General features: G+C 42.6%; 13 protein-coding genes and 2 pseudogenes. 12 read left to right on the top strand and 3 right to left on the bottom strand.

The window, feature by feature from the left end:
• The 3 genes and pseudogenes from GMD6S_RS12730 to GMD6S_RS06895 all read left to right on the top strand — a co-directional run.
• Positions 1-412, top strand: a pseudogene (locus tag GMD6S_RS12730) (hypothetical protein); the annotation flags it as partial.
• A gap of 75 nt (positions 413-487) precedes the next feature.
• Positions 488-1,045, top strand: coding sequence for a DUF3592 domain-containing protein (locus tag GMD6S_RS06900; RefSeq protein WP_001031650.1), 558 nt, complete (start codon positions 488-490; stop codon positions 1,043-1,045).
• A gap of 199 nt (positions 1,046-1,244) precedes the next feature.
• Positions 1,245-1,502, top strand: coding sequence for a metal-sensitive transcriptional regulator (locus tag GMD6S_RS06895; RefSeq protein WP_002880547.1), 258 nt, complete (start codon positions 1,245-1,247; stop codon positions 1,500-1,502).
• Between the two features lie 222 nt (positions 1,503-1,724).
• Here GMD6S_RS06895 and GMD6S_RS06890 read toward each other — a convergent pair whose 3' ends face one another.
• The 3 genes and pseudogenes from GMD6S_RS06890 to GMD6S_RS06880 form a co-directional block, all read right to left on the bottom strand.
• The gene (locus GMD6S_RS06890; protein ID WP_000450169.1) at positions 1,725-2,021 is read right to left on the bottom strand and encodes a rhodanese-like domain-containing protein; all 297 of its coding nucleotides are present in this window, start codon (positions 2,019-2,021) and stop codon (positions 1,725-1,727) included.
• Positions 1,996-2,361, bottom strand: a pseudogene (locus GMD6S_RS12965) (rhodanese-like domain-containing protein); the annotation flags it as partial. The gene GMD6S_RS06890 and the pseudogene GMD6S_RS12965, both read right to left, overlap by 26 nt.
• Before the next feature lie 9 nt (positions 2,362-2,370).
• Positions 2,371-2,676, bottom strand: a complete 306-nt coding sequence (locus tag GMD6S_RS06880; RefSeq protein WP_000468863.1) for a rhodanese-like domain-containing protein — start codon at positions 2,674-2,676, stop codon at positions 2,371-2,373.
• A 174-nt stretch (positions 2,677-2,850) separates the two neighbouring features.
• Between GMD6S_RS06880 and GMD6S_RS06875 the strand changes: the two genes are divergently transcribed.
• From GMD6S_RS06875 to GMD6S_RS06835, 9 genes are all read left to right on the top strand, one after another.
• Positions 2,851-3,414 carry a sugar O-acetyltransferase gene (locus GMD6S_RS06875; RefSeq protein WP_000200256.1) on the top strand — a complete coding sequence of 188 codons (564 nt, stop codon included), beginning with the start codon at positions 2,851-2,853 and terminating at the stop codon, positions 3,412-3,414.
• A 277-nt stretch (positions 3,415-3,691) separates the two neighbouring features.
• A complete protein-coding gene (locus GMD6S_RS06870) occupies positions 3,692-4,927 on the top strand; it encodes a carbohydrate-binding domain-containing protein (protein ID WP_000837416.1) in 1,236 nt (411 codons plus the stop codon).
• A gap of 419 nt (positions 4,928-5,346) precedes the next feature.
• A complete protein-coding gene (locus tag GMD6S_RS06865) occupies positions 5,347-6,063 on the top strand; it encodes an ABC transporter ATP-binding protein (protein WP_000734677.1) in 717 nt (238 codons plus the stop codon).
• A gap of 1 nt (position 6,064) precedes the next feature.
• Positions 6,065-7,147 carry an ABC transporter permease gene (locus GMD6S_RS06860; RefSeq protein WP_001259057.1) on the top strand — a complete coding sequence of 361 codons (1,083 nt, stop codon included), beginning with the start codon at positions 6,065-6,067 and terminating at the stop codon, positions 7,145-7,147.
• Between the two features lie 39 nt (positions 7,148-7,186).
• A complete protein-coding gene (locus GMD6S_RS06855) occupies positions 7,187-7,810 on the top strand; it encodes a TetR/AcrR family transcriptional regulator (RefSeq protein WP_000361923.1) in 624 nt (207 codons plus the stop codon).
• A 299-nt stretch (positions 7,811-8,109) separates the two neighbouring features.
• Positions 8,110-8,874 carry a nucleoside phosphorylase gene (locus GMD6S_RS06850; protein WP_000615031.1) on the top strand — a complete coding sequence of 255 codons (765 nt, stop codon included), beginning with the start codon at positions 8,110-8,112 and terminating at the stop codon, positions 8,872-8,874.
• 33 nt (positions 8,875-8,907) lie between these two features.
• Complete coding sequence (locus GMD6S_RS06845) at positions 8,908-10,287, top strand: TrkH family potassium uptake protein (protein ID WP_000897930.1); 1,380 nt, start codon at positions 8,908-8,910, stop codon at positions 10,285-10,287.
• 13 nt (positions 10,288-10,300) lie between these two features.
• On the top strand, positions 10,301-10,966 hold the full coding sequence (locus GMD6S_RS06840) for a potassium channel family protein (RefSeq protein WP_001283881.1): 666 nt from the start codon (positions 10,301-10,303) through the stop codon (positions 10,964-10,966).
• 155 nt (positions 10,967-11,121) lie between these two features.
• Positions 11,122-11,696 (top strand): YSIRK-type signal peptide-containing protein (locus GMD6S_RS06835; protein ID WP_000671348.1); only part of this gene is annotated, 575 nt, incomplete at its 3' end.

Below are 11,696 nucleotides of genomic sequence, written 5' to 3'. Positions count from 1 at the left end.
AGTAAAGGTTCCCTCGGCTGAAGCTAATAAAAGAACTTTTGCTGGCATTGGGATCTTGATGGCCTTGCTGCTGTCTTTTGGGCTATTCTATAAACCTGTGAAACAGCCGAACGACCAAGTAAACAAGCCGCCTAAGGTTGATTCTAAAACGCCTGAAACGTCCAAGCCTTCTGAGTCTGAGTCGTCCAGTTCCTCTATGATCAAAGAATCCAGTTCCTCAGAGTCGAAATCCTCGTCTTCGACTGAACAAAGTTCTAAAACCGAAAGTTCAGGAACAAAACCGTCAAAAAGTGAGTCCAATAATCCTTATTACCAGATTCCAGGACTTACTGACGAACAGGTGAGAGATATCATATCGAAATCTGTAAAAGATTTGAGAGAAAAACAGTCAAAAGAAAAATCCGAAGAGTAGACTCGAGAGCTTCAATGTCCTTCTGGACGAGTTCGTTTTGGGATTTTACTGTATAAAATAACAGGAGGAGTTCATATGAATAAAGAAGTGATTGGTTTGATAGTTGGGACAATCGTCATCTTCCTATCTTTTGTATTTGTGTGTGGGACCTTTCTTTTCCTCTATCTTCGGGATCAGAAGTTGGTCCGCCTTGCCAAGTCATCCGTACAGGGAACGGTTATCGGCTATAGCCGTTTTCGTGAGGGGTATCCACCTATCGTCGAATACACGGTGGATGGGATTTCTTATAAGAAAACCTTGCAGTATTTTATGTTCAAAACGGTCACAATTCCGTGGGGGACTACTAAATTTTTAAAGGACTATACAAGAGAAGATATGCTAGCGCCTTCGATCACTCGCTACAGCAACTCCTTTGTTTCCTTCAAACGCTTGATGCAGACCCATTTCCCCCTTCATTCGGAGCTGACAGTCTGGTATGATCCAGACAAGCCGACCAGGGCCTATGTCGAACGTTACAGCGGAATGGACAAGTTTTACAAGTGGTTTGGTATCGGATTTGGGCTGGCTCTAGTTATAGTCTATGGGATAGTGATCCTAGCCTTTTTGTCCAATTTGTCCAAGATATACGCATAAAGGTCAGTTGGTTGAAAGGAAACGTGACTTCCCATCGAGCTTCAAGGAGGACAGAGTTTCTTTTCCATTTCCATGCTTATCAATCTTTTCTATCTGATACAGAGGAGAGGTTGCCTCCTACAAATACAGACAGGAAGTGAATTTTGACAAAGCCCCTTATTCGAGATATAATGAAGAAAAAGTGACCAAGGATAAATTAATGACAAACTCAAAGTATATCACACGCCTGAAACGTTCAGAGGGCCAGTTGCGTGGGATTCAAAAGATGATTGAAGAAGATCGTGACTGCGCAGATATTGTTACGCAGTTGACAGCAGTGAAATCTAGCGTTGAGCGCGTGATTGAGATGATCATTACTGAAAATCTCACTGACTGCATCAACCAACCATTAGATGACCCCGAGGCTCAAAAGGAACGCCTAGAAAAGGCCATCCGATACCTGATTAAACGGAAGTAAACTAATTTGCTATTGATAAACAATGCAGACAAAGTCATTTAAGTCTATTTCAATAAAAAAATCATGTCAGACAAACGGATGAGTTCCCCCAATACCAATGAGAAAACCTCTTTTTAGATACCATCAATGTGTTTCGTTTTTTAGAAGCGACGGGCTACGAGCCCTATATCAGTGGGTTGCAGAAATGAAAAAACCGATTAAGGAACTTAATCGGTTTTTTGCTTATTCTACTTGACCGGGCCAAGCATTCATACCACCTTCTACATTGATAACGGTGAGGCCTTGGGCGCTTAGAAATTCACAAGCAGATGCGGAACGGACTCCACCTTGACAGATGACATGATATTCCTGGTCAGGTTTGAGTTCTTTGTAACCTTGCTCCAAGGTACTTAACGGAAGATTTCTTGCTCCTGGTGCATGTCCTGCTTGGAATTCATGCACCTCACGTACATCGATAAGGTTTAGATTTTCATTTAGGTATTTTTCATAAAAGTCAGCCATGCTGATACTCGTTTCCATATTCGACTCCTTCTGGATTAGCCATTTTATATAGTGAATAAGCGCCATCAAGGTTTTGGACGGCAAATCCTGCCTGCTGGAGGATACGCTCTGTGATATAGTTGCGCAAAACGCTGTGGCAGCTAAGGATGTAGGCTTGGTTCTTGTCTGGTTCACCCAAGATCTCCCTTAGTTCATTTAGGGGTTATGGATGGTATCGACCTTGGGTAGCTCCCCTGAAATTCGCCACTTGTCCGCACATCTAGGGATTATTTGCCCTTAGTCAGATCGTCTTCGAGCGGACACCTTGGATATTGTCGCTCAGACCTTCGATAAGGTTCAAGGCTGTGTAGCCAATTATTTTATGCTTCTAGATGACCTTGCCTGTCCAAGCGCTCATACCGCCTCGAACATTGATGACATCGTAGCCTTTTTTCTTAAGCATTTTCGCAGCTAGTTTGCTTCGTACACCAGAGTGACAAATGACATAAAGTGTTTCTTTTGTCGCAGGTGTGTAAGAACCGATTTCCGTTAAAGGAACATTTTTGGCATTTTTGATATGACCTCTACGGAATTCCATAGGCGTCCGAACATCTAGTAGCTGAATCGGTTCTCTGAGTTTAGCTTCTAACTCGCTGGTAGAAATACTGTCAATTTTTGTAAATAAGTGAAACATAGGCACCTCCACATATACCCTTATGGGGTATATTAAACCATGAAGTCAATCTTTTGTCAAGCAAGTTGTTTTGACTTGGAGGGGATTGGTTTTGAGAGTCTAGAAAGCAGGCTATTCTTGACCTTTCAAAGGCTTTTTGATATGATGAGTCCAAAGTAAGTGTGAGGTGATAAGATGACCAGCGAATACCAGAAAATGATAGCAGGGGAGCCTTACCGTCCGTCGGATCCAGAGTTGCGGGTCTTGGCGCAGGCTTCTCGCCAAAAACAGGCTGCCTTTAACAAGGAAGAAGATCCCTTGAAGGGAGCAGATATTATCAAGACTTGGTTTGGCTCAACTGGGGAAAATCTCTATGTCAATCCACGCTTGGTGGTCGATTATGGAGTCAATATCCATCTAGGGGAAAATTTTTATTCTAATTGGAACTTGACCATGCTGGATGTTTGCCCGATTCGCATCGGGAACAACGCCATGCTTGGCCCCAACTGTCAGTTTTTAACCCCACTCCATCCACTGGATCCGGATGAACGCAATTCAGGGGTCGAATACGGCAAGCCCATCACCATTGGAGATAATTTCTGGGCTGGAGGTGGCGTCATTGTCCTTCCTGGAGTGACACTGGGAAATAACGTCGTTGCAGGAGCGGGGGCCGTGATTACCAAGTCCTTCGGAGATAATGTCGTCCTAGCTGGCAATCCTGCGCGTGTCATCAAGGAAATCCCAGTAAAAGAAAACTAAAAAGAACAGCTTGGGCTGTTCTTTTTATAATCTTTATCTTAGTCTTATAGATTTTTCTTCTTTTTGGCTTTTTGGGTTAGAGTGATATCGCACTTGGGAATGTTGCTTTTAAAAACTATTAAATGCATTTTAGTACTCTCAAATTGTTTCTAGTAGCCCTTTCAAAAGAATACTAAGCGAAACTGAATTTAAGGAAACTTTCAGAAAAGTTTTAGTTTTGTTTCAGGAATCTTCTGTAGACTGTCTAGCTATATCATACGAAGGAGAGGAAAAAGCTATGAAATCAAAAAAATGGACCCTACTCGCAACGAGTTTAACGGCAATAGTGCTGATGGCAGCATGTGCCCAGTCAACAACTACATCCAATACCAATGCAACGACAAATAGTGCCACAACAACTGCAACAAAGACAAACCAATCATCCTATTTTACAGAGAAGGACAATGATACTTCTTATGACGAAAGCACAGCTTCTAAGATTGAGTTATCTGGCTCATCAGCAAACGTCTTTGGGGATGGCGTGACAGTCTCTGAATCAACAGTGACCATCACAAAATCTGGGACCTATGTGATTTCAGGTCAGTCTGACGGAGTGCAGATCAAGATCGAGGCAGATAAGTCTGCAGATGTTCATCTAGTCCTAAAAGGCGCGACCATGACCAATACCAATGCAGCGATATCTGCGACATCAGCTGGTCATGTCTACTTGACTCTAGCAGAGGGAACCACCAACAGTCTCTCTGACTCAAGCTCTAACAGTGACGAAAAAGCAGACGCAGCTCTCTTTTCTAAGGTGGATTTGACCATCAACGGGAAAGGAACTCTCAATGTAGATGGCAAGAAGAACAATGGTATCAAGGCCAACGACACCCTCCACATCACGGGTGGAACCTATAACATCACAGCAGTTGGCGATGCCTTCAATGTCAATGATGAACTCAACATCACTGGTACGACCATGACCATCGATGCCAAAGAGGATGGGGTCAAGGTGGACAATGACGAGGATACTTCAGTTGGGACCATGTACCTATCCAACAACAACATCACCGTCACAGCAGGAGATGATGGCATCCACGCATCTGGAGACCTCGTCATCGATAGTGGTACCTACACCGTCAAGAATTCGACAGAAGGACTTGAAGGTAAGTCAATCACTATCAACGGTGGGGATATTAGCATCTACTCAACAGATGATGGAGTCAACGCAGCTAACAAAAACGCCCAACAGAATGAAATCTTCTTCACTATGAACGGCGGGAATCTGACTGTAGAAGTCGGCCAAGGAGACACAGACCCAATCGACTCAAACGGCAATATTACGGTCACAGGTGGGACCATTAAAATGACTGGTCAAACAGGTTTTGACTTTGATGGAACAGCGACCTACACAGGTGGAGATATCTATCTCAACGGTGAAAAACAAACGGAAATCGTCAATTCTATACCTGGAGGCGGTGGACCAAATGGAGGCCCTCAAGGCGACGGTCCAGCCCCTGGCGGACAAGGATAAAAAAGAATCTCCTTTCTCGAAAGAGAAGGGAGAGTTTTATGTAGGAAGGATTTTCTAGAATAAATACCAATCCGGAGTTGAGAACTTCTTGGTCTGTTTCATATAAAAACGGATAAAGTGAATTTCCATAGCTAAGGTTATCAAGGTTGCTATTGTGATGACAGTAGTAGGATTGGCTGAGAAAAGTAGAGGAAGAATAGGCCTTTAAAAAGTGGACAGGAAAGACCATTTCGGAGTATAGAGAGGAAGTTCAAAAACATTTTTAGAAATAAGACATGTGCATCATAAACATCAGATACGAATCTGGTGTTTTATTTTTTTAAAGAATTTAACCCTTTCTCTTGACAAGTGAGTGATTACTCACTATAATAGCTTCTGTGATTTAAAAAGTGAGTACCCACTCACCTAGGAGGAAGCATATGAAAAAATTGCTACATTTACAAGATTTAGTAAAATCTTTTGACCAACAAATAGTTCTGAATCATGTCAGCTTTGAATTGCAGCTAGGAGAAATTATAGGATTAATTGGTCCGTCTGGTGCTGGTAAATCAACTATGATTAAGACTACGTTAGGAATGGAAAAGGCTGATGGAGGCGTAGCTTTAGTGTTAAATCACACTATGCCCAATCGCTATATTTTAGGAGACATTGGTTATATGGCCCAGTCAGATGCTTTATACGAGTCCTTGTCAGGCCAAGAAAATCTGGAATTTTTTGGTCAGCTAAAGGGGCTTTCTAAAAAAGACCTGAAGGCGGAAATTGCTTATATAGCTCAAGTAGTAGATCTGACAGACTACTTAAACAAGGCGGTATCTGGTTATTCTGGAGGAATGAAACGGCGTTTGTCACTGGCTATCGCGCTTTTAGGAAATCCTCAACTCTTGATTTTGGACGAACCGACAGTTGGAATCGACCCTTCTCTTCGAAAGAAAATCTGGAAAGAATTATTCGCGCTTAGAGACAATGGGGTTGGGATATTAGTTACTACTCATGTTATGGATGAAGCAGAGTTAACGGATAAGGTCGGCTTATTATTAGGTGGAAAAATCATTGCTTTTGATATACCGCAACACTTAAAAGAAAGTTATCAAGTTTCAAGTATTGAAGAAGTATTTTTGAAAGCAGAAGGAGAGTAAGATGAGAACCATTGCTATTGCTAAAAAAGTTATCAAAGAATTGCTTCGTGACAAACGAACCTTGGCTATGATGTTTGTAGCGCCGGTATTTATTATGTGGCTGATGAACCTCATGTTTTCAGCTAGTACAACCGTGAATGTCAAGTTAGCGACACAAGATCTACCAACTGGTTTGGTAACGAAAATGGATGAGCTCGATCATGTGGACGTCGAGACTTATCAAGACTTAGATCAGGCCAAGGAAGCGCTAGCAAATGAAAAAGTCGATGCTGTGATTTCTTATAAAGACGGTGAGTATCAGGTCGACTACGCAAATACAGATGCCTCCAAGACATCTATGATACGACAAGTGTTACGAACAAGTATCGCCAGTGAAGGCACCGATCAGTTACTATCTCGTGTCAAACAAGCTCTTCCACAATTGAAATTAGATGCAAAGGCGCCTGAAATCAAAGAATCTTACCAATATGGAGATAAAAATACTGGATTCTTTGCACGTATGATTCCAATTTTAATTGGCTTTGTGGTCTTCTTCTTTGTCTTTTTGATTTCTGGTATGGCACTTTTGAAAGAGCGCTCAAGTGGAACCTTGGATCGCTTGTTAGCAACCCCAGTGAAACGTTCTGAAATTGTCTATGGCTATATGTTGTCTTACGGTATTATTGCGATTTTTCAAACGGCAGTTGTCGTCTTAGCAGCAATTTGGCTACTAGATGTAGAAGTTGTAGGAAATATTTTAAATGTTATAATAGTTAATGTGGTACTGGCTCTTGTAGCACTAGCTTTTGGAATTCTCTTGTCTACTCTAGCAAAATCAGAATTCCAAATGATGCAATTTATTCCTCTTGTGATTATGCCCCAACTTTTTTTCTCAGGAATTATTCCATTGTCATCAATGGGAGAATGGGCTCTAACTGTGGGGAAATTTTTGCCATTAACCTATTCTGGTGATGCAATAAGCCAGATTATTCTTTACGGACACAATCTTGGTGATATTTTGCCAAATCTTGGTGTTTTAATGATTTTCTTGATCATTTTAACAATTCTCAATATTGTTGGATTGCGTCGTTATCGTAAAGTTTAGAAATCAACATAAATAATGCTAAAAAGGTGTGAAGATTAGATGGATAAGACTGTTTTTGAATCGTTTGAAGATTACTTAGAAGAAGCGAATTACCCTCAAGGAAAGAAAAAAATCATGCAGGCAGCAGTGGATCTCATATCAACCAGGAGTTACCATGGGACCTCAACTCTTCACATAGCTGAGCGTGCTGGACTAAGCCAGGCAACTTTGTTTAAGTATTTTAAGACGAAGGATGATCTACTGACGGCTATTTTACATCCTGTAGTCCCAGGCATTTTCGGTAGTTTTTTTGAGGAACTCTTAGCTTTTGAAACGACAGAAGAGAGGGTTCGTTATCTCGTCCACGATCGTATGAGCTATCTCAAAAAAAATCGTGCTTTGATGAAAATCATTCTGCAGGAGAGTTTTTCAAATAAAAAACTAAAAAATGAACAGATTTTTATATGGAATGCTATTCAGGATAAACTTCGAGTGCTTCATAAGGAATTGCTAGCAGATCCACGTGTAAATCCAGAGTTAACGATTCCTCAAATGGTTCGTATTTGTGTTGGTCCATTGTTGGCTTACTTCGCTCAGCTTTATATCGTTGGCGACAATGGAGAAATAAAAGAGGAAGACTTAGACTTATTAGAAAAACAGATTTTAGGTGGTTTGTGGAAATAAGGGAGTTCTAGAAGAACTAAGGTTTATTTACTTGACTTTCAAACAAGCTAAAAAAGACATGTTCTGCTTATTTCAGATTCATGTCTTTTTTGTTGTTGAATTTGGTATTTATTTATAACTCCTCAATCACCTTGCACAAGGCTCCCACATCTTTTACCCAGCTCATATTTACTACTCGATATCTTAGCAAGTTCAAAGTATCTCATAACTGAGGTGCTTTTTTTACTCAGTTCATCAGTCTCCTCCTTGACACTCCGTCAGCTTTTGATACAATAGTACAAAATTAGAGGAGGTGGGCGATGATTCAGAAGCATGCGATTCCCATTTTAGAGTTTGATGACAATCCTCAGTCGGTCCTTATGCCAACACATGAGGAGTTAGACTTGAAGTTGCCAAAGAAGTGTATCTATGCATTTTTGGAGGAGGAGATTGACCGCTATGCGGGGGAAGTAGGGACGGACTGTATTGGTGAGTTCGTTTCTGCCACCAAGACCTATCCAGTCTATGTCATCAATTACAAGGGTGAAGAGATCTGTCTGGCCCAAGCGCCTGTTGGTTCTGCTCCAGCAGCCCAGTTTATGGATTGGTTGATTGGCTATGGTGTGGAGCAAATCATTTCCACTGGTACTTGTGGAGTCCTAGCCGATATAGAGGAAAATGCCTTTCTCGTCCCTGTTCGCGCTCTGCGAGATGAGGGAACCAGCTACCACTATGTAGCGCCTTCTCGTTATATGGAGATGCAGATTGAGGCTATCTCTGCCATTGAGCAAGTCTTGGAACAAAGAGGCATTCCTTACGAGGAGGTCATGACCTGGACGACAGATGGTTTTTACCGAGAGACGGCTGAAAAGGTTGCCTATCGCAAGGAAGAAGGCTGTGCTGTTGTGGAGATGGAGTGCTCTGCTCTTGCGGCAGTAGCTCAACTACGTGGGGTTGTCTGGGGAGAGCTGCTCTTTACCGCAGATTCCTTAGCAGATCTAGATAACTACGACAGTCGTGACTGGGGATCAGAAGCTTTTGATAAGGCACTCGAACTCTGTCTTGCCATTGTGCACCACATGTGAGTGTTCTTACTGTTTTTATGGTAGAATGTAGCTATGTTATTCAAATCTTTTTTGGAAAAAATCAAGACGACATTAGGGCGTTTATCGCCAGCCCGTCGCATCTTTTTAAGTTTTGCCCTAGTGATCTTCTTGGGCTCGCTCCTTTTAAGTCTCCCCTTTGTGCAAGCAGGAACGTCACAAGCGACCTACTTTGACCATCTCTTTACGACTGTGTCTATGGTCTGTGTGACAGGGCTCTTTACCCAGCCGGTAGCCTCTACTTACAATATCTGGGGTCAGTTGATCTGTATGATTTTGATCCAGATTGGTGGTTTGGGGCTCATGACCTTTATCGGAATCTTTTATATCCAAGGCAAGCAAAAGCTCAGTCTTCGTGGCCGTGAGACCATTCAAGAAAGTTTTGCTTATGGAGAAACCCAGTCTCTAAAGGATTTCATCCGTTCAATCTTTCTGACGACTTTTCTAGTGGAAGGGCTCGGTGCCTTTCTCTTGAGTTTCCGCTTTATTCCTGAATTTGGCTGGGGGCGAGGGATTTTAACCTCTATCTTTTTGGCTGTTTCAGCTTTCTGTAATGCTGGATTTGATAATTTTGGAAGTACGAGTTTGCTAGCCTTTCAAACGGACCCCTTGATTAATCTAGTGATTGCAGGCTTGATTATCACGGGTGGTCTAGGATTTATGGTCTGGTTTGATCTAGCGACCCAGTTTGGGAAAAAGAAAAAACGGCGCCTGCGTTTCCATACTAAGTTGGTTCTCTTTCTAACGGCGGGAATTTTGCTCTTTGGAACAGTATCGACTCTCTTAATTGAGTGGAACAATCCTGGGACGATTGGAAATCTTAGTTTTCCAGAAAAACTGTTGGTTAGTTTCTTCCAGACCGTCAGCATGAGAACGGCAGGCTTTGCTTCAATTGACTACACCCAGGCTCGACCAGTTACCTTACTGATCTACATCTTGCAGATGTTTCTGGGCGGGGCACCTGGAGGGACAGCAGGGGGGCTCAAGATTACGACCTTCTTTGTCTTGTTGGTCTTTGCTCGCAGTGAATTATTGGGCTTGCCTCATGCCAATGTAGCTCGGAGGACCATTGAACCCCGAACCGTGCAAAAATCTTTCAGTGTCTTTATTATCTTCTTGCTGACCTTCTTGCTGGGCTTGATTCTATTAGGGGTAACCGCAGAAGGAAATCCGCGCTTTATTTACCTCATGTTTGAGACCATTTCAGCACTTGCGACAGTTGGAGTGACGGCAAATTTAACACCAGAGCTAGGCAAGATAGCCCTCAGTATCGTTATGTTGTTGATGTTTATCGGCCGTATTGGTCCCTTGACACTACTGGTCAGTGTAGCGGAATACCAGCCAGACAAGAAAGATACGATTCACTATATGAAAGCAGATATCACTATTGGATAAGAAAGGAAGAACGATGTCAGATCGGACAATTGGAATTTTAGGCTTGGGAATTTTTGGGAGCAGTGTTTTGGCTGCTCTAGCCAAGCATGACATGAATATCATTGCTATTGATGACCACGAGGAACGCATTAATCAATTTGAACCTGTGCTGGCGCGTGGGGTAGTTGGAGATATCACGGATGAAGAACTCCTTCTATCAGCGGGGATTGACACCTGTGATACCGTAGTTGTCGCAACGGGTGAAAATCTAGAATCCAGTGTTCTCGCGGTCATGCACTGCAAGAGTCTAGGGGTGCCGACCGTTATTGCCAAGGTCAAAAGTCATACAGCTAAAAAGGTGTTAGAAAAAATTGGCGCGGACGCAGTCATCTCACCAGAGTTTGAAATGGGGCGCTCATTGGCACAGACCATCCTCTTTCATAACAGTGTAGACGTCTTTCAGCTGGACAAGAATGTATCGATTGTCGAGATGAAAATCCCCCAATCATGGGTAGATAAAAGCCTCAGTCAGTTGGATTTGCGTGGGCGATACAACCTCAACGTACTTGGCTTTCGTGCCTACGAAAATGCTCCTCTGGATGTCCAATTCGGACCCAATGACCTCTTGCAGGCAGATGCCTACATCATGGCCGTCATTAATAACCAACATCTGGACACCCTAGCTGAACTGAGTGAGTAGGAGAGGAAGGGTACTCTCTTTCCAAATAATTAACGAGTCAATATAAGTATTTTATAAGAGGGATTTAAGAAAAATTTTAACTTTTTCTTAATCCTTTTTAATTTTAGGAGATTATACTAGAGTCATCAAAAAAAGAAAACTCTAAGGAGAATCCTATGAAATTCAATCCAAATCAGAGATATACTCGTTGGTCTATTCGCCGTCTCAGTGTCGGTGTTGCTTCAGTTGTTGTGGCCAGTGGCTTCTTTGTCCTAGTTGGTCAACCAAGTTCTGCGCGTGCTGATGTCGTCAATCCGACTCCTGCCCAAGTCGTACCAGGCGCTGCTTCGGTGAGTGAAAAGAGCGACTTACCAGCAGAGGTTCTCAAAAAAGCAGTCGATGTAGCTCTTCCTTCAGAACAGTCTATTCCAACACCTAAAGCAAGTGTGGATACGACAAGCTCTTCAGAAAAAGCGGACGAAACTGCTAAAGAGCTAGTAGCAGCACCAAAAGAAGAAGTGCAAGCACAATCTGACTCTAAGAAACAAACAGAAGATGCAGTTAAACCTGTGGAAAGTTCTGAGTCTACAGTTTCTGGACAAGACCGTGAAGCCAGTGAAGCACAACCAGCGACCACTCCAGCTGAAGTGCAAAAAGGTGTGGCTGACAACACCAAAGATACAGTAGACGTCCCAGCTAGCTACCTTGACAAAGCCAATTTCCCAGGACCATTTACAGCCGGTGTTAACCA

The organism is Streptococcus sp. GMD6S (genome assembly GCF_000297015.1).
The sequence above is the reverse complement of the archived record's forward strand: the minus strand, read 5'-3'. Positions and strand labels throughout refer to the sequence as shown.

Excerpts from the sequence above, each read along its gene's own strand:
- GMD6S_RS06900 (WP_001031650.1), top strand. The coding sequence starts at position 488 with ATGAATAAAGAAGTGATTGGTTTGATAGTTGGGACAATCGTCATCTTC.
- GMD6S_RS06895 (WP_002880547.1), top strand. The coding sequence starts at position 1,245 with ATGACAAACTCAAAGTATATCACACGCCTGAAACGTTCAGAGGGCCAG.
- GMD6S_RS06890 (WP_000450169.1), bottom strand. The coding sequence starts at position 2,021 with ATGGAAACGAGTATCAGCATGGCTGACTTTTATGAAAAATACCTAAAT.
- GMD6S_RS06880 (WP_000468863.1), bottom strand. The coding sequence starts at position 2,676 with ATGTTTCACTTATTTACAAAAATTGACAGTATTTCTACCAGCGAGTTA.
- GMD6S_RS06875 (WP_000200256.1), top strand. The coding sequence starts at position 2,851 with ATGACCAGCGAATACCAGAAAATGATAGCAGGGGAGCCTTACCGTCCG.
- GMD6S_RS06870 (WP_000837416.1), top strand. The coding sequence starts at position 3,692 with ATGAAATCAAAAAAATGGACCCTACTCGCAACGAGTTTAACGGCAATA.
- GMD6S_RS06865 (WP_000734677.1), top strand. The coding sequence starts at position 5,347 with ATGAAAAAATTGCTACATTTACAAGATTTAGTAAAATCTTTTGACCAA.
- GMD6S_RS06860 (WP_001259057.1), top strand. The coding sequence starts at position 6,065 with ATGAGAACCATTGCTATTGCTAAAAAAGTTATCAAAGAATTGCTTCGT.
- GMD6S_RS06855 (WP_000361923.1), top strand. The coding sequence starts at position 7,187 with ATGGATAAGACTGTTTTTGAATCGTTTGAAGATTACTTAGAAGAAGCG.
- GMD6S_RS06850 (WP_000615031.1), top strand. The coding sequence starts at position 8,110 with ATGATTCAGAAGCATGCGATTCCCATTTTAGAGTTTGATGACAATCCT.
- GMD6S_RS06845 (WP_000897930.1), top strand. The coding sequence starts at position 8,908 with ATGTTATTCAAATCTTTTTTGGAAAAAATCAAGACGACATTAGGGCGT.
- GMD6S_RS06840 (WP_001283881.1), top strand. The coding sequence starts at position 10,301 with ATGTCAGATCGGACAATTGGAATTTTAGGCTTGGGAATTTTTGGGAGC.